Source organism: Butyrivibrio sp. INlla14 (genome assembly GCF_900102515.1).
Classification (GTDB): Bacteria; Bacillota; Clostridia; order Lachnospirales; family Lachnospiraceae; genus Butyrivibrio.
The window spans coordinates 90,198-107,956 of sequence record NZ_FMVS01000006.1; the positions used below are offsets into that span (position 1 = coordinate 90,198).

Below are 17,759 nucleotides of genomic sequence, written 5' to 3' on the forward strand. Positions count from 1 at the left end.
ATGGGAAATGAACCAGGATACATGCGGATTTGTAATCTAATGTGTATGGCATGTACAATGCTCGATGGGAAATAAACCAGGATACACGCGGATTTGTAATCTAATGTGAATGGCATGTACTACGGCATGTACCAAGCAAAAGCTGGAATTGCGTACTATGCCAAAAACGGGAATTGAACTAGGATACACATAAAATAGAAGGAAGCATTTAATGGAATTAATTCAAGGAATATCAGGAAAAACAGATATAAAATCCCTTACTCTTTCTGAACTGACACAGGCTATGAAAGACCTGGGAGAGCCAGCCTTCAGGGCCAAGCAGCTCTATGAGTGGATGCATGTTAAAAAGGCCAGGGACTACGATGAGATGACCAACATTTCCAAGGCTCTCAAGGAAAAATGCAGGGAGAACTTTGATTTTGTTTCTCTACGAGCTGAAATGGTGCAGGAGTCCAAGCTTGACGATACCAAGAAATTTCTGTTTGTGCTCTCTGATGGAAATATGATCGAGAGTGTCTTTATGAAATACAAGTTTGGTGTCAGCGTATGTATCTCATCTCAGGTAGGATGCAGAATGGGATGTAAGTTCTGCGCTTCAACAATTGACGGTGTTGTGAGGAACCTTCTGCCATCTGAAATGCTAGATCAGATATATGCAATATCAAGGATAACTGGCGAAAAGGTGGGAAGAGTTGTTGTTATGGGAAGCGGCGAGCCTCTTGATAATTACGACAATCTTCTTAGATTTATTGAGCTTTTGTCCAATGAAGATGGAATGAACCTGGGACAGAGAAATCTTACGGTTTCTACCTGCGGAATTGTTCCAAATATATTAAGACTTGCTGATGAGAAGCTTGCTATCAACCTGGCACTTTCTCTTCATGCTTCCAATCAGGACAAGAGAATGGCACTTATGCCAATAGCCAACAAATATAATATAAAAGAAGTGCTGGATGCCTGCAGAACCTATTTTGACAAGACAGGAAGACAGCTAACCTTTGAGTATTCTCTTGTGGCTGGAGTTAATGATACTGACGAGGATGCAAGGGAATTATCAGAATTATTATCAGGTTTTAACTGTGTTGTAAATCTAATTCCTGTCAATCCGATCAAAGAGAGAGACTTTAGGCCTACAGACCGCACCACTGCGGTGGCGTTCAAAAATAAACTTGAAAAAAGTCGAATAAATGTTACTATTAGAAGAGAAATGGGCAGGGATATTGACGGGGCCTGTGGACAGCTTCGAAGGCGCCGTTTAGAGGAAAGTTAGTATTTCTGCTTATTTTGTGTTGATGAAAAAAGTTGTGTGATGCACACAAGGTTGGAGGGAACCTCTTGTTAAAAACTTTTTCCGTTACGGATATTGGAAAAAAGCGAAAATTGAATCAGGATTACGTTTTTTCTTCAGATAGAAAGATAGGTAATCTTTCAAACGTATTTATTGTTGCTGATGGAATGGGCGGACACAACGCCGGTGATTATGCTTCAAGATTTACTGTTGATACTATGGTAGAGGAGATAGAAAGGTCTTTTGAACAGAGCCCTGTCAAGATTCTTGAGAAGGCTATCAAGACAGCTAATTCCAAACTCCGCACCAAGGCTGCCGAGGATCCCAAGCTTTTCGGAATGGGAACTACAGTGGTAGCATGCACAGTTTTAGGAAGATATCTTCAGGTTGCCAATGTTGGGGATTCCAGATGTTACGTTATAGCAGGCGACAAGATCACTCAGATCACAAGAGATCATTCCCTGGTTGAGGAAATGGTGAGAATGGGCGGAATTGATAGAGAAACCGCCAGAAATTCTCTTGACAAGAATATTATTACAAGGGCCATAGGTGCAGATGAAACCGTGGACGTTGACTTTTTTAATGTGGAACTTAGTAAAGGGGATATAGTCCTCATGTGCTCTGACGGACTTACCAATATGTTAGAGGACGAAGAGATTCGCATGATAGTAAGTGGCCAGAGAGACATTATCGAGAAAGCTCAGAAGCTTGTTATCGCGGCCAATAACAATGGGGGGAAGGATAATATAGCTGTTATCCTTATAGAGCCGTTTGCTGAGGAAACGGCCCATGACGGAGGACTAAATGATTAAGATAGGAATGGTGATCGGCGATCGCTATGAGGTGCTTGAGAAGATTGGCACTGGCGGTATGTCTGATGTATATAAAGCAAAAGATCATAAGCTTAACCGCCTTGTGGCTGTTAAGGTCTTGAAACAGGAATTCTCAGAAAATGAGAACTTCGTTTCCAAGTTTCGTGTAGAGGCCCAGTCCACAGCTGGACTTATGCATCCTAACATCGTTAATGTTTATGATGTTGGTGATGAGGATGGCGTCAACTACATAGTTATGGAGCTTGTTGATGGCATCACTCTGAAAAAATATATTGAGAAGAAATCAAGGCTCTCTGTCAAAGAGGCTGTTAGTATAGCAATACAGGTTGCTATGGGACTTGAGGCTGCCCATAACAACAATATTATTCATAGAGATATCAAGCCTCAGAATATCATGATCTCCAAGGAAGGCAAGGTTAAGGTCACAGACTTTGGTATAGCCAAGGCTGCCACCAGTAATACTATAACTTCCAACGTAATGGGATCAGTTCACTACACATCACCGGAGCAGGCAAGAGGCGGATACAGCGATGCCAAGAGCGATATTTATTCACTTGGTATTACCCTGTTTGAGATGCTTACAGGCCGCGTGCCATTTAATGGTGATACTACAGTAGCTATTGCTATCAAGCATATTCAGGAGGATCTTCCAAGCCCTGCTGATTATAATGATGATATTCCTATAAGCGTTGAGAAGATTGTACTTAAGTGTTGCCAGAAGAGCCCCGACAGAAGATATCAGAATGCCGCAGAGCTTATTGCAGACCTTAAGAGATCTCTTATCACACCTGACAAGGATTTTGTTGCTCTGGTAGATCCTGATGAAGAGGGCGCTACAAGAGTAGCTACCCAGGATGAGACAAACTCTGTCAAGTCTGGTAACGGAAGACTTTCTGATACTGAGCAGATGAGACTCAAGGAAGATGCAGAAAGAGATTACGACAGGGATTACAGAGATAATTCCGATGAAGATTACGACAGAGACAGAAGACGCAGAAAACGTGATTACGAGGATGAGGAAGATGACTTCCTTGAGTATGACCGTAACAGATACAGAAATAAAGATCCTCAGGGACCTGGCAGAATAGAGAAGCTTACAATTGTCATGGCAATCGTACTTGCTGTGCTTATCGGATTTATGGGACTATTACTGGTTGCCAGAAAGATAGGGTTCATGGGAGGCTCAGATGCTGGTGCAGAGGGATCAAGTGCTGCTTCCGTGGCTTCATCAGTTACAAGCAGCGATACAGCAGAAAATGCTGATGGCATCATTATTCCTGATGTTAGTAACAAGACCTATGCAGAGGCTGTTTCTGAGCTTAATGCCAAGGGCTTCAAGGTAGAAAAGGGCGATGATGCTAATAGCACTCTTGCTAAGGGCGTTGTTTCCTACACTAATCCTGCTGCTGGAAACAGAGCTAAGAGCGGAGCTACAGTAAGCGTTTTTGTCAGCACAGGTGCTAATGCTTCTAGTACAGCTGCAGCTGCTGCTACAGAGGTTTCCGTAGCCAAGGCAGATGGACAGGTTAGTGTTCCTAACGTGATCGGAATGAGTTCTGAGGACGCGGTTATTACCCTTGTTGAGGCAGGACTTACAGCTGGAACAGTTGTTGAGACCAGCAATGAGGATCCTAACCTTACTGGTAAGATCTGTGCCCAGAGTATTGCCTATGGCACATCTGTTTCTGAGGGAACTACCATCAATATGGAGCTTTCAACAGGACCAGCAAGCGTTACTTATAGCTATACAGCAGACATTTCTGCTCCTACTGAGGGAGAGAATTACCAGAGTGGCGTTTCAGTACATGTAACACTTGTTACTTCAGATGGAACAACACTTCTTAATACAACAACATCAGATTTCCCTATCCAGATGAATTCCAAGGGAATTACATCACCTACTGGTACACTTACATTTGTGTACACAGCTACAGCCCCAACCTCCACCAATCCTGAAACTGGTGAGACAACTGGTGGCGAAACCAAGGAAGTTACAGTAACAAGAGCAGTTACTTTCACACAGGAGAATTAAGGACCTTTGAAAGGACGAATAATTAAGGGAATCGCCGGCTTTTACTACGTAGAGACCTTCGAGAAAAAGGTATACGAATGTAAGGCAAAGGGCGTTTTCAGAAATCAAAAACTAAAACCGCTGGTGGGCGATGATGTGGAAATCGACATTATCGACGAAGAAAAGAAACTGGGAAATATCGCAGATATACTTCCTAGAAAGAATCAGCTACTTAGACCGCCTGTTGCCAATGTGGATCAGGCGGTTATTTTGTTTGCAATCGTCAAGCCAAATCCCAGCTATAACCTGCTAGACAGATTCCTTATCATGATGCGTCAGCAGAATCTTCCTGTAATAATCTGTTTTAATAAACAGGATATTGCAACAGAGAAAGAGCAGAGAGAACTCTATGATGCCTATGAAAAGTGCGGCTACAAGGTTCTTTTTATCAGTGTCAGGGAGGAAAAGGGGCTTGATGAGCTAAAGAAGCTTCTAAAGGGCAAGACTACAACTCTGGCGGGCCCTTCTGGTGTTGGCAAATCCTCACTTTTAAATAAGCTTGTCCCTGATGCCCAAATGCAGACTGGAGAACTTAGTAAAAAGATTGAGAGAGGCAAGAACACCACAAGGCATTCGGAACTGTTCTTTGTGGATGATAGTGAAATTGCACTTGCAAGTGAAGATGATGCTACAAGTGCAGGAACTTTAGGTTCAGAAATTAAAACACCAGAAGGCGGAACATATGTTATTGATACCCCGGGCTTTACATCTCTTGAAATGAGGAATGTTACCCCTGAAACTTTGATGACCTACTATCCTGAGTTTGAAGCCTACGAGCCAGAATGCAGATTTGGGGGCTGTGCACATATGGCTGAGCCTGACTGCGGCGTAAAGAGAGCTGTAGAGGAGGGCAAGATTGCCAAAGTCCGCTATGACAACTACAAGCTCCTCTACCAGGAGCTCAAGAACATGAGACCGGATTATAGCAAGAAAGCCAAGAGAGAAGCAAGATGAAAATATACCTCACAAGGCACGGGCAGACTGATCTAAATGCTAAAAAGCTCATGCAGGGGAGAAGTGATATCCCCCTTAATGAGATGGGAAGATCTCAGGCCAGGGCTGCTCATGATAAAATTGCAGATGTGAAATTCGATGCTGTTTATTCAAGTCCTCTTGATAGGGCAATTGAAACAGCTGAGATCATAAGCGGAGTTAGCCGCTCTCAGATAATAATCGATGAGCGTATCATAGAAACTGACTTTGGCAAATATGAGCAAAGACCCTATGCCACAATGGGGCTTCCAATGAACCTTTATTGGATGCTTCCGGAAGTATTCAAAGCTCCAGAGACTGTTGAGTCAACAAAAGGGATGATAGAGAGAGTGAGATCTTTTTTTGAAGATCTTGAGAAAAAGAACTACGACACAGTTCTGATTGCCTGCCATGGCGGGATCATCCGCGTTATAAGAGGTTATCTTGAGGGCGCAAAAAGAGGCTACATATGGAGACCACGTCCCAAGAACTGCGAGATCAGGATATATGAATCCTGTAATGAAGAATATAAGCTTATTCAGGATATTTTAATCTAGAGTAAAAAATAAAAATGATAGTGCGGTATTACATATGCAGATGTTATAATAAACTGAATAAGGATTTTTCAGGAGGCTTGCATATGAAGAGAATATTAATTGTTGATGACTCGAGAGTTTCCCGTAAAATGCTCAGAAATCTGCTGGAACTAAGTGGATACGAGGTTGTGGCAGAAGCTGTAAATGGAAAAGAGGGACTTGAACTATTTGAAAAAATGAATCCCGACATTGTTCTTATGGATATAACTATGCCTGAAATTAATGGGATAGAGAGCCTTAGAGCAATCAAGAAACAGAGGGAGAGCGCTAAGGTTATCATAATCTCTTCTGCTGGACATAACCAAAGGAAAATCGAGGCCATTAATGCCGGCGCAGAGATTTATATCACCAAGCCATACGATGACAACGAAATCCTGGAAGCGTTACAAAACTGCTAATCATAAAAAAACAGCAAAATGAGAGAGCCATTTTGCTGTTTCTTTATATTTATTCCATTTCCTCAAGCATCTTCTTGGCTGCTGTAAGTCTTACGCAAACTGTGAAGATATCCATTGCTGTGCGAAGATCTGCAAGAGAAGGATATGTTGGAGCAATACGGATATTGCTGTCATGTGGATCTTTCTTGTAGGGGTATGTAGCACCGGCGTTTGTCATTGTAACGCCAGCCTTCTTGGCCCTGTCTACGATGGCCTTGGCACAGCCATCTGGAGCATCAAAGCTAATGAAGTAGCCGCCGTTTGGCTTGGTCCAGTCCCCAATTCCACAAGGAGTAAGGTCTCTGTCCAGGATCTCAAGAACTGCTTCAAACTTAGGCCTGATAATATCCGCATGTTTTCTCATGTGGGCTACCATTCCATCAATGTTTCCAAAGAATCTTACATGACGAAGCTGGTTAACCTTGTCGTGGCCTATTGTCTGGTTAGTGAGCTGAGCCTTGATATCATCAAGGTTATTAAGGGAAGTAGCAAGGGCTGCGATACCACTTCCAGGGAATGTAATCTTGGAAGTAGAAGCAAACTTGTAAACCATATCTGGATTACCAGCCTTCTTGCATTCTTCGAGGATCTCAATCAGGTAATCCTGGTTGTTATCATAAAGATGATGGATTCCGTAGGCGTTATCCCAGAAGATCCTGAAATCCTTGGCAGCAGGCTTAAGTCTGGCAAAACGTCTTACTGTCTCGTCTGAATAGGAGTAGCCCTGAGGATTTGAATACTTGGGGACACACCAGATACCCTTTATTGACTCATCTGAGGAAACCAGTTCCTCAACACGGTCCATGTCAGGGCCAGTAGGAGTCATGTCCACATTTATCATCTCAATTCCAAAGTACTCAGTGATCGCAAAGTGTCTGTCATAGCCTGGAACAGGGCAGAGAAATTTTACCTTATCAAGCTTGCACCAGGGAGTGTTACCCATGATACCGTGAGTATACGCTCTTGAAACTGTATCATACATTACGTTAAGAGAGGAGTTGCCGTAGATGATGATATTTTCAGGCTTGTTCTCCATCATGGCACCAATAAGCTCTTTGGCTTCATCGATACCGGTAAGAACACCATAATTACGGCAGTCTGTGCCATCTTCACAGGAAAGATCGGCCTCGGAATTAAGGGCATCCATAAGACCCATGGAAAGATCTAGCTGTTCTCTGCAAGGCTTACCTCTTGCCATATTGAGATTAAGGTTCATCTCCTGAAACTTCTTGTACTGAGCCTTGAGTTTGACTACCTCTTCCTCAAGCTCTTGTTTGTTCATTTCTGCGTACTTCTTCATAACGGCTCTCCTCACTTACATATGAAATTCTTTCGTAAAAACACTACGACAATATTACACGGACACCCGTTAAAATGCAAGATGATTTATCACGTTAAAACAATGAAATCCGCACACTCTTTTGAAAGGCTTTTTTTGTGGAATTTCAGTTATGTTATTCCAAAGCTTTTTTGGCATAAGGTTATCCTTTTTCTATGAGTGATTTCGTAAAAAATACTCAACGTGACAGATACTCTGATCCTGCTGCGCGGCCAAGCTCATAGACCCTTGTTATCTCCTTGGGATCTTTTTCTACAGCGCTTATATTAAGTGGCTCCTTGGGCCTTATCACACGGACTTTTCCAAGCTCTTCCTGATGCCTTATGTACTTCTTTTCCTGGTTGTACATAAGGTATCTTTCTTGCATGCACTTTATCATATTGGGATATTTGCGGAGACTAAAGCGCACAAGTGGCATGTATTTCTGAGGCTCTTTCACATAGTCTATTGGCTGGGTCTCTATTACAAGAATGTCGTCATAGCCCTGATCTTCCATGAATTTAAGGGGGATGGAGTCAGAAATCCCGCCGTCGAGATACACGCCGCCATCAATATGCACAGGCCTTGAAACAAGTGGCATGGAGGCAGATGCCTGGATCCAGACGATGTCTTCTTTTTTGCCAGTTTCGCATTTGTGATACACAGGCTTGCCGGTTTCTATATCAGTTGCAACGCAGTAAAATTCCATGGGACTTTTTTCAAAGGCTTCTATATCCCACTTATCAAGTTTGTAGGGGAGCTCGTCATAGCAGAAGGGAACATTGTAGATATCTCCAGTTGTTATAAGGGAGCGGATGCTGTGATACCTTGGGTCAGAGCAGTACTTTTTATTATATCTGTAGGCACGGCCTATTTGACCGGATTTTAGATTGCAGCCAAAAGTTGCCCCTGCAGACACTCCAATAGCGCCGTCAAAGGTCACTCCATTCTCCATAAGCACATCCAAAACGCCACAGGTAAACAAGCCTCTCATGGCGCCGCCTTCCATCACAATACCCTTCTTCATAAAACCTTCCTCCTACAAACATTATTAAATTGCACCAAATATAACCGTAGTTCATATTTTACACTCCCCACCTCAAATTACAACCACTTCACACAAATGTCATTTACACCTTTCACTATCCCTCCCCGCCAGAAGCAAGCAGATTTGATCGCTCGTCCTAAAAGTTTTTTTCGTCGGCTCCAGTTCGGGTATTCAAGGCCTCCTGGAGAGGGCATAAGAATTCTACTGTTCAAAGCTGCCCTCTGGTGCTCAGACATGTTGAACCGAAGCAGAATTCTTATGCCCCTCCAGGAGGCTCATGAATACTCCCTCCTTGCACAGACGAAAAAATACTTTCATGGACATCGCTGTAGCTGCTTGCTCTGGCGGGGAGGGGCGTGGAAACTGTAAATGACTTGGCTTTCGCATCTAGCTTTATTGGGAAATGTAGATTAAAATTGATATATTGGTGCGAGAGTTATTCGCGAGAAGGAAAAATTAATATGGAGCATAGACAAGATATGGACAAAAAACTAGAACCTCTTTTTACTCCTTGGAAAATTGCCACATGTCAGATCAAGAACAGGATTGTTCTAACATCCATGGGAGGAACAGATCTCTTTGGATGGATGGAGAGAAATCACTTTGACAAGGCAGGCGCTGACTTTATTTTAGAGGTTGCTAAAAATAATGCAGGACTGGTACTTCCTGGATGTCAGCCTATTTATAATCCAATGTTTGGGCAATGGCTTTATTCCAACAAGAAAATGTACCAGGATCTGGCTAAGTGGATGCCTGAATTTCACAAGACAGGAGCCAAGCTATTCGTGCAGCTGACTGCAGGATTTGGCCGTTCCTTTACTATTTCTCCCATGATGGAGAAACTTTATACCAATAAGTTCTTAAGAGTCCTGTCAAAGCCCGTTATGGACCTTGATAAGATAACAGCTTCTGCAAGTGAAGCCCCTAACAGATGGTCAGATAAGGTTCCATCAAGGGCTCTTACTGTAGAAGAGATTAGAGAGTACATAACAGCCTTTGGTAAGACTGCTAAACTTCTCAAAGAGGCTGGAGTTGACGGCGTTGAGATCCACGCTGTCCACGAAGGATACCTTCTTGATCAGTTCACTCTTAAATACGTCAACAAAAGAACTGACGAATACGGCGGATCTTTTGCTGGAAGATATCGTTTCGCTGTAGAAATAGTTCAGGAGATAAAAAGGCAGTGCGGCCTGGATTTCCCTGTTTCTCTAAGATACAGCGTAATATCAAAGACAAGAGGCTTTAGACAGGGAGCACTACCTGGCGAAGATTATGATGAAGTAGGACGTGATTTTGAGGAGTCCAAGAAGGCTGCCAAGTACCTGCAGGAAGCTGGCTACGACATGCTAAACTGTGACAATGGAACCTATGATGCCTGGTACTGGGCTCATCCACCAATCTATATGCCTGAAAACTGCAATTTAAGCGACGTTGCGGCCCTTAGGAAATACGTAGACATTCCAGTTGTATGCGCAGGCAGAATGGATCCAAGAGTTGCTGCTGAGGCAATAGAAAAGGGAGACATTGACGGAGCAGGCTTTGCAAGGCAGTTTTTGGCAGATCCAAGGTGGGTTACCAAGATGATGCACGGCCAGGAGGCTGATATAAGGCCATGTATCCTGTGCCACAACGGCTGCTTTAACATGTGCCATTACAAAGGCGTTCCTAACGATCAGGAGCTTTCTGATTCACTGCATCTTGCCCGCTGCGCTGTAAACGCAGAGACCATGCAGAAGGACAAGCACTATATAAAGCCCACCAAGCACCCCAAGAAGATCATCATTATCGGCGGTGGCATAGGTGGTATGGAGGCTGCCAGAGTACTTAAAAAGCGCGGCCATGAGCCTGTTATCTATGAAAAGAGTGGAGAACTGGGCGGAACCTTTATTGCTGCCAGTGCTGAGTCCTATAAGGGTAAACTCAGAGATCTTCTTGCCTGGTATCGCAGACAGATGAAGCTTCTTGAGATAGAGGTTCATTTGAATACTGAGATAACTGATGTAAGGCAGTTTGGCAAATCAGATATTATAATAGCTACAGGCGCTGTTCCCAGGAAACTTATGATGATCCCAGGAAATGAGCTTATGATAGAAGCCTGCGACTTCTTAAGAGGAGCTGAAGTTGGCGAAAAGGTAGCAGTAGTTGGCGGTGGCCTTACAGGATGTGAGATAGCCTATGAGCTGGCACTTAAAGGCAAGAAGCCTGTAATTGTAGAGATGAAGGATGACCTTATTTCTCAAAAGGGAGTATGCCTAGCTAATAGCTCATATTTAAGAGAATGGTTCGAACTCTACAGGGTGCCTGTATATCTTGAAACCACTCTCAAGGAAGTCTGGGAAGACTGTATCGTCTGCACAGACAAAAATGGCAAGGAATTCACCATAGAGTGCGACAGCGTTATATCAAGCGCAGGCTACATTCCTAATCCTCTTGTAAAAGAGAATGACAGGGAGAGCAATATGGACTACGTAGGTGACTGCAAGGCAGTTGGTAATCTTAGAAGTGTTATCTGGAGAGCCTACGAAGTTGCTATGAGACTATAAAGCAAAGTCAACATGCACAGACATTTGACTTATGGCGCATATATCATAAATTTAATGCAAATTTAATATTTTTTATTCTTTATATAGAGCATTGATTGACGGTAAAATGTTACAATTTACTTGTGGCATTTTATCGTTTTTTTTATGATATAGAAAATTTCTCCGAAATTCCTATATCATAAAAAGCGCTCCGCTATGGATGCGCACTCGCGCGATAGGTAAATGTTGCATAAATGCAACCGCGCTCGGCACGAGCATGTTGCAAGCAACATGCTTTCTAGTTGTAAAAAAATAAGTTAAGAATTGTCAACCAGAGCATAAGTTAGGAGAATGATATGAAAATCTTTTATGGTAAAAGTACTTCTGGAAATATCGCTGAGGCGACAAGAGGACTTGGTAATCCTAAGCTAATTATCATGGTAAGTAATGGAGATAGCTTTGAAGCTAATGTTGCGGCCATCGAGAAACAGTTTCCTGGAGTGCCCAGTATTGGCTGCGTTGGAATGGGATATGATACGACTGTTGTAGAAAATGGCGTTTCTATCACTGGTTTCGTTGACGGAGTTACAGTACAGACAGGGGTTCTTGAAAAGGTTTCAGTATCTCCTGCAAGGCATGTTGCAAGACTGGAAAAGGACATTCAGGCTGTTAAGCCGGGAAAAGAAAATACTGCGATCATAGACTTCTGCGCTGGCAACGACGCAGCTGTTTTGACGACCTTAAGTGGCCTTGTTACCAAATATAATCTTCAGGTTATGGGAGCCACAGGCGATGCAGGAAAGGTTTCCGTAAATGGCAAGGTTTATGAAGATGGAATGGCTTATGCTGTTGTTAAAAATGATGGCGGCAGGGTTAAGACCTATAAAGAGAATATCTACGAGCCAATAGATAAAAAGCAGCTTATTGCCTCTAAGACAGATAAGAGTAAATACTATCTTGGAGAACTAAACGGTAAACCTGCCAAGCAGTTCTACATGGATCTTACAGGCTGCAGCGAGAGCGGTATTGTGGATCAGACCTTCAAAAATCCATTTGGAAAGATGATTGGTGATGACGTATGCATCGCTTCTATCAAGGCTGTTTCTGGCAGCGGACTTATTCTTTACAGACAGATCAATGACTCGGATATCCTGACACTACTTGAAATGCGTGATCCAATGGAAATAGCTCAGCATACTGTTGACAGAATCCGAAGCGACTTTAATCATGTTTCAGCTATTTTCTCCGTTAACTGTATCTTCAGATACCTGGTATTAAAGCAGAGAAATGAGCTTAATGCTTATCTTGATAAGATTGGAACTTTAGGTACCAGCTGTGGACTGGTTGGCTATGGCGAGCACTACAATACCCAGTTTGTTAACCAGACCATGACCTGTGTTGTATTTGAATAATAAGGAGAAGAAAATGTTTGAAAATATCTTTGCCAAGAAAAATGATCAGCAATATACAACTACAGTAAATACAGTAGCTACAGGGACAGCTGTACCTGACTTTGAGGAAAGAAGCCGTTCCCTTGTTTACATCGCTGAATCTATCAAGACTTATCAGAAAAAACTTGTTGAGAACGAGGTAAACTCTCTTACAGAAATCCATGACATGAATGAGGCCGTAGGAAATGTGATTGAGAGTAATGCAAGACTTCGTGAAGATATGGATAACTTCAATGAGATGTTTGACGCAGTCAACAGAAGTGCTTCCAAGTTTGAGGATGTTAAAGTTAATATCTTAAATAGCGTGAAGAACGCTCAGAACAAGGTAGATGTCCTTAAGGATAGCTCAAATGAAGTAAGAGCAAGCTTTGATGATATGGCTAAAGGCTTTGATACATTCAAGGAGTCTGTTGACCAGATTTCTGATTACATGAAGAAAATCATCAATATCGCATCCCAGACAAACCTTCTTGCCCTTAATGCCAGCATAGAAGCAGCAAGAGCAGGGGCAGCAGGTAAGGGCTTTGCAGTTGTTGCTACAGAGGTAAGAGAGCTTGCTGACGAGATCAAGAACATGATCGATCAGGTAAATGCTTCTATTGCCAACGCCGGCAATGAGAGTGAGAATCTGACAGCACTTATGGAGAAGTCAATTGAGGCTATGGACAAGAGCCTTCAGGAGGTTGACGAGACCAAGGCTACTTTTGATGAGATCATAGAAAGCGCAAACGGAGCAAACGCTGTTCAGCAGGAAATCGCTGATACTGCAGATTCAGCTGCAGGAGAACTTAAAAAGATAGGCAGCAGGTTTGATGATATCAATAGAGAACATGACGATCTTGTTAATCAGCTTGATAAGGTTAATTCCCTTGGAACTACCAAGAGTAGCGTTTTCGAGCACATTGACAATCTGGTTTCCCAGATTGAACCTATTGTCAAGGAATGATAACTGCTTTTAAGGCAGAAACGATTCGGAATCTGAGGTAACAAAATTGAAATATTGGTACTAACATTAAGGAACTATAGGTGGTAAAATACCTATAGTTTCTTTTTTTACATTGCATTTGCAGGAAGGAAAAAGGTATATGGAGTTTATTTGTAAAGAAAACGCACTTATCTGTCGCAGACAGGGTGAGACACTAAGAATTGAGGCGTGGGGAGAAGATTCACTTAGAGTCCGCGCAACTATGAACAGAGATTTTACTGGAAGAAACTGGGCTCTTACAGAGAAGATAAAAGAGACAAAGGCTTTAGTTAAGACCTATATAGTACCAGAGAAGACCGGCGAAGGGACTATCGCAGAAAATGAGTGGGCCAGCATCACAAATGGCCGCATCAGAGCAGAAGTAAACTATGCTGGAGTTCTTTCTTTTTACAGGGATGACAAGCTCTTTTTACGTGAGTATTTCAGATCCTATGGAGGAACTATTTCCAAGGAGAGCCGCTGCCTTAAGCTGGTAAACAGAGAGTGGAAGGGCTTGTACGGCGGTGATAACTACTCACTTAAGGTTCGCTTTGAGAGCAATGACGGCGAGAAAATCTTTGGTATGGGACAGTATCAGCAGCAGAATATGGACCTTAAGGGATGTACCTTAGAGCTTGCCCAGAGAAACTCTCAGGCTTCAGTTCCATTTGCTGTATCCAATCTTGGCTATGGACTTTTATGGAACAATCCAGGAGTAGGCCAGGTTACATTTGGTAATAACATGACCTTGTGGGATATGAGATCCACCAAGGAAATGGACTACTATATCACAGTTGCAGATACTCCTAAGGATATCGTTGCAAATTATACACTTGCATCAGGACATGCAGATAAGTTCCCTGAGGAGCTTATGGGTTTGTGGCAGTGCAAGCTTCGTTACCGTACACAGGAAGAAGTTCTTTCTATTGTCAGAAAGTACAAGGAACTTGGAATCCACATCGACCAGATCATCATCGATTTCTTTCACTGGACTTATCAGGGCGACTGGAAATTCGACAAGAAGTACTGGCCAGATCCCAAGGCAATGGTTGATGAGCTCCATGAAATGGGCATAAAGGTCATTGTGTCAGTTTGGCCTTCAGTTGATAGAAAGAGTGAGAACTTCTATCCGATGCTTGAGAAAGGTCTTTTGATAAAGACTGAGAGAGGTGCTCTTCAGACCTATGACTATCAGGGAGACTGTGTAGAGATCGATGCCTTCAATCCTGAGACCAGGGATTATGTATGGGAAATCTGCAAAAAGAACTACTATGAGTTCGGAATTGACGGCTTCTGGCTTGATAATTCAGAGCCTGATTACGGCGTATATGACTTTGAAAACTTCCGCTACAGTGAAGGAACAGCTCTGGAAGTTACAAATATGTACCCTCAGATGTATTCAAGAGCTTACTATGATAAGATGAAGGACCTTAGAGATGGCAAGGTTGTTAACCTTCTTAGATGCGCATGGGCAGGCAGCCAGAAGTATGGCAACGTTGTATGGTCAGGAGATATCCCTAGTACCTTTGAGTCTCTGCAGGATCAGATCCAGTGCGGACTTAACATGGGTCTTGCAGGTATTCCATGGTGGAACACAGACATCGGTGGCTTCATGACTGATGATGTTGAGGATCCTGACTTTAGACAGCTCCTTATCAGATGGTATCAGTTTGCTACATTTACTGCAGTTATGAGACTTCACGGAGATCGTGGCCCTTACAATATTCCAGCTCTTGATGACAGAGACTGGGGCGGCGGATATCTTCACACAGGCCAGGACAACGAGATGTGGAGCTATGGCGATGATAACTTCAAGATCATGAAGAAGTATTACGACATCAGAATTGGCATGAAGGATTATCTTAAGAAGCTCTTTGACGAAGCTCATGAGAACGGCTCACCTCTTATGCGTGCTATGTTCTATGAGTTCCCTGAGGATGAGAAGTGCTGGGATATCAAGGATCAGTACATGTTCGGTGACAAGTACCTTGTAGCTCCTATTCTTCACCTCAATGAGTTTGAGAGAGAAGTATACCTTCCAAAGGGAGAGTGGACTCTTACAAGTGATGGTACCAAGTATACTGGCGGGCAGACTGTAAAGGTAAGCGCACCAATAGACTATATGCCATTATTTGAGAGGGCATAAGAAAAACATATAATGTGTATCTGGCGGGGATTCCGGGGGAGTAACTATTAACTTTTAAGGCAATGGAGGATTTATGACACAGAAAAAGATAAGGGAACTCCTTTCACAGATGACGCTGGATGAGAAAATTCAGATGATACACGGAACAGGCTTTTTCCACACAGGTGAGGTAAAAAGGCTTGGGATTCCGCAGCTTATGACTTCTGATGGCCCAATGGGTGTCAGAGGCGAATTCTATGATAATAAGTGGGTATTTTTAGGTCATAACGATGATTATGTGACATATCTTCCCTGCAACAGTGCTCTTGCCTGTACCTTCAACAGGAAACTTGCCGAGATGGCAGGTTTTGTCCTTGGAGAAGAGGCAAGGGGACGTGGCAAGGATGTGATACTGGCTCCTGGCATCAACTTAAAGAGAAGCCCTCTATGCGGCAGAAACTTTGAGTATTTCAGTGAGGATGGATACCTTACAGCGGAGCTGGCTATTCCCTTTGTGAGGGGAATACAGAAAAACGACGTAGCTGCCTGCGTCAAACACTTTGCCGTCAACAATCAGGAAACACAAAGGCTTGAAGTGGACACTGAGGTTGACGAAGAAGTTTTAAGAGATACTTATCTTGAACATTTTAAAAAGGTACTTGTGGACGGCGGCGCCTACACAGTAATGAGTGCCTACAATAAGCTTTATGGTGAATACTGCAGTGAAAGTGAATTTCTTTTGACAAAAGTCCTTAGAGATGAATGGAACTATAAGGGCCTTGTTATTTCTGACTGGGGTGCTATAAAGGATGGTAAAAAAGCTGCTCTTGCAGGCTGTGATATCGACATGTCAGTTACTGATGATTTCGATAATTACAAATTCGCAGAGCCGCTTAAAAAGGCTGTACTTGCGGGCGAAGTTCCGGAAGCTGTCATTGATACAAAGGTCATGAGGATACTAAATCTTATGAACAGGCTCCACATGCTAGATGGCAGGAGAAAAGCCGGAAGCTACAACTCAACTGCTCACCAGAAGGCAGCTTATAGTGTAGCTACAGAGTCAATAGTTCTTTTGAAAAACAATGAAAAGATCCTTCCTCTTGATAAGAGTAAGCTAAAGAGAGTGTTGGTTGTGGGCGATAATGCCATAAGAGCGCATTCTCTTGGTGGAGGAAGTGCTGAGATAAGGGCTCTTTATGAAGTGGCACCTCTTCTTGGACTCAAGGAAAGACTTGGCGGAAATACCAAAGTTGATTACCTTCAGGGCTACTGCACTGAGATTGCCAAGGATGCTACAGAATACAACTGGCAGGAAAAGAGCCTTGAGTCTCAGGGAATAATTTCAGATAAGAGACTTGAGGAAAAGAGAATACTTCTTGAGAAAACAAAAGAAGAAATAGAGAAGGTCAAGAAGGCCCTTGAAGAAAATGATTATGACAGCGTTATTTTTGTGGGTGGTCTGACTCATAATCAGGATGTTGAGGGATGCGACAGACAGGGGCTTGAGCTTCCTTATGGCCAGGATGAAACTATAAAGGAAATCCTGAAGCTTAGAAAGGATGCGGTGATTGTTCTGATCGGCGGCAGCAGCGTCACCATGAATGAATGGATAGATCAGGCTGATACGCTTGTCTGGTCCTACTATAACGGCTGTGAAGGCGGAAGAGCTATTGCTGACGTCCTTCTTGGTAATGTGAACCCTTCTGGCAAGCTTCCTGAAACCTTTTACAAGGACATCAGGGACTGCTCAGCTCATAGCGTTGGAACCTTTGGAGATACTAAGGTTTCTAGCTACAAGGAGGGACATTTTGTGGGCTACAAGTACACCGATGCCAAAAACATCCCTGTACAGTTCCCGTTTGGTTATGGCCTTTCCTATACCACCTTTGCCCTTGAAGGAGAGACGGTGGATATGGAGAAGAGAGAACTGGCAGTTAACCTTCACAACAAGGGCCGCAGAGAAGGAAAAGAAGTTGTCTTTGTATATGGAGACAGTATAAAGAAAGGCGTTCGTGAGCTTATTGGTTTTGAAAAGATAAGCCTTGCCAGAGGCAAGAAGACCAAAGTCAGGATTTCTTTTGCCGACGGTTATGAAAACGTTAGTACAAGCAGGGTATAAAACTATGTGGAGGGG

General features: G+C 43.1%; 13 protein-coding genes. 11 read left to right on the forward strand and 2 right to left on the reverse strand.

Annotated features, from left to right (window positions below; translation table 11 throughout):
* The first annotated feature begins 211 nt into the window (after positions 1 to 211).
* From rlmN to BLO53_RS05020, 6 genes are all read left to right on the forward strand, one after another.
* A complete protein-coding gene (rlmN, locus tag BLO53_RS04995; protein ID WP_092059392.1) occupies positions 212 to 1,270 on the forward strand; it encodes a 23S rRNA (adenine(2503)-C(2))-methyltransferase RlmN in 1,059 nt (352 codons plus the stop codon).
* Between the two features lie 65 nt (positions 1,271 to 1,335).
* Positions 1,336 to 2,100: a Stp1/IreP family PP2C-type Ser/Thr phosphatase gene (locus BLO53_RS05000; protein ID WP_026489583.1), complete on the forward strand. Its 765-nt coding sequence runs from the start codon at positions 1,336 to 1,338 to the stop codon at positions 2,098 to 2,100.
* The gene (pknB, locus tag BLO53_RS05005; protein WP_092059393.1) at positions 2,093 to 4,153 is read left to right on the forward strand and encodes a Stk1 family PASTA domain-containing Ser/Thr kinase; all 2,061 of its coding nucleotides are present in this window, start codon (positions 2,093 to 2,095) and stop codon (positions 4,151 to 4,153) included. The genes BLO53_RS05000 and pknB overlap by 8 nt, the downstream gene beginning before the upstream one ends.
* 6 nt (positions 4,154 to 4,159) lie before the next feature.
* Positions 4,160 to 5,146: a ribosome small subunit-dependent GTPase A gene (gene rsgA, locus BLO53_RS05010; RefSeq protein ID WP_092059394.1), complete on the forward strand. Its 987-nt coding sequence runs from the start codon at positions 4,160 to 4,162 to the stop codon at positions 5,144 to 5,146.
* Positions 5,143 to 5,721 (forward strand): histidine phosphatase family protein, encoded by a 579-nt coding sequence (locus tag BLO53_RS05015; RefSeq protein WP_092059395.1) that lies wholly within the window; start codon positions 5,143 to 5,145, stop codon positions 5,719 to 5,721. Before rsgA ends, BLO53_RS05015 begins: the two co-directional genes overlap by 4 nt.
* A gap of 83 nt (positions 5,722 to 5,804) precedes the next feature.
* Positions 5,805 to 6,158: a response regulator gene (locus BLO53_RS05020; RefSeq protein ID WP_092059396.1), complete on the forward strand. Its 354-nt coding sequence runs from the start codon at positions 5,805 to 5,807 to the stop codon at positions 6,156 to 6,158.
* A gap of 49 nt (positions 6,159 to 6,207) precedes the next feature.
* Here the strand turns inward: BLO53_RS05020 and BLO53_RS05025 are convergent, their stop codons facing one another.
* A complete protein-coding gene (locus BLO53_RS05025) occupies positions 6,208 to 7,497 on the reverse strand; it encodes an aminotransferase (protein WP_092059397.1) in 1,290 nt (429 codons plus the stop codon).
* 217 nt (positions 7,498 to 7,714) lie between these two features.
* Positions 7,715 to 8,542, reverse strand: a complete 828-nt coding sequence (locus BLO53_RS05030; RefSeq protein ID WP_092059398.1) for a patatin-like phospholipase family protein — start codon at positions 8,540 to 8,542, stop codon at positions 7,715 to 7,717.
* 500 nt (positions 8,543 to 9,042) lie between these two features.
* On the opposite strand from BLO53_RS05030, the gene BLO53_RS05035 reads away from it, so the two are divergent.
* The 5 genes from BLO53_RS05035 (at position 9,043) to BLO53_RS05055 (ending at position 17,744) form a co-directional block, all read left to right on the forward strand.
* A complete protein-coding gene (locus BLO53_RS05035) occupies positions 9,043 to 11,106 on the forward strand; it encodes an oxidoreductase (protein WP_092059567.1) in 2,064 nt (687 codons plus the stop codon).
* 335 nt (positions 11,107 to 11,441) lie between these two features.
* Positions 11,442 to 12,497, forward strand: a complete 1,056-nt coding sequence (locus tag BLO53_RS05040; RefSeq protein ID WP_092059399.1) for an FIST signal transduction protein — start codon at positions 11,442 to 11,444, stop codon at positions 12,495 to 12,497.
* 13 nt (positions 12,498 to 12,510) lie between these two features.
* Positions 12,511 to 13,482 (forward strand): methyl-accepting chemotaxis protein, encoded by a 972-nt coding sequence (locus BLO53_RS05045; protein ID WP_092059400.1) that lies wholly within the window; start codon positions 12,511 to 12,513, stop codon positions 13,480 to 13,482.
* 139 nt (positions 13,483 to 13,621) lie between these two features.
* Positions 13,622 to 15,646 carry a glycoside hydrolase family 31 protein gene (locus BLO53_RS05050; RefSeq protein ID WP_092059401.1) on the forward strand — a complete coding sequence of 675 codons (2,025 nt, stop codon included), beginning with the start codon at positions 13,622 to 13,624 and terminating at the stop codon, positions 15,644 to 15,646.
* 73 nt (positions 15,647 to 15,719) lie between these two features.
* Complete coding sequence (locus BLO53_RS05055) at positions 15,720 to 17,744, forward strand: glycoside hydrolase family 3 protein (protein ID WP_092059402.1); 2,025 nt, start codon at positions 15,720 to 15,722, stop codon at positions 17,742 to 17,744.
* Positions 17,745 to 17,759 lie beyond the last annotated feature (15 nt).

What these genes read in the sequence shown, in the direction of transcription:
- BLO53_RS05025 (WP_092059397.1), bottom strand. Translation starts at nt 7,497, where the DNA reads ATGAAGAAGTACGCAGAAATGAACAAACAAGAGCTTGAGGAAGAGGTA.
- BLO53_RS05030 (WP_092059398.1), bottom strand. Translation starts at nt 8,542, where the DNA reads ATGAAGAAGGGTATTGTGATGGAAGGCGGCGCCATGAGAGGCTTGTTT.
- BLO53_RS05055 (WP_092059402.1), top strand. Translation starts at nt 15,720, where the DNA reads ATGACACAGAAAAAGATAAGGGAACTCCTTTCACAGATGACGCTGGAT.
- BLO53_RS05020 (WP_092059396.1), top strand. Translation starts at nt 5,805, where the DNA reads ATGAAGAGAATATTAATTGTTGATGACTCGAGAGTTTCCCGTAAAATG.
- BLO53_RS05035 (WP_092059567.1), top strand. Translation starts at nt 9,043, where the DNA reads ATGGACAAAAAACTAGAACCTCTTTTTACTCCTTGGAAAATTGCCACA.
- BLO53_RS05040 (WP_092059399.1), top strand. Translation starts at nt 11,442, where the DNA reads ATGAAAATCTTTTATGGTAAAAGTACTTCTGGAAATATCGCTGAGGCG.
- BLO53_RS05045 (WP_092059400.1), top strand. Translation starts at nt 12,511, where the DNA reads ATGTTTGAAAATATCTTTGCCAAGAAAAATGATCAGCAATATACAACT.
- BLO53_RS05050 (WP_092059401.1), top strand. Translation starts at nt 13,622, where the DNA reads ATGGAGTTTATTTGTAAAGAAAACGCACTTATCTGTCGCAGACAGGGT.
- pknB (WP_092059393.1), top strand. Translation starts at nt 2,093, where the DNA reads ATGATTAAGATAGGAATGGTGATCGGCGATCGCTATGAGGTGCTTGAG.
- rlmN (WP_092059392.1), top strand. Translation starts at nt 212, where the DNA reads ATGGAATTAATTCAAGGAATATCAGGAAAAACAGATATAAAATCCCTT.
- BLO53_RS05015 (WP_092059395.1), top strand. Translation starts at nt 5,143, where the DNA reads ATGAAAATATACCTCACAAGGCACGGGCAGACTGATCTAAATGCTAAA.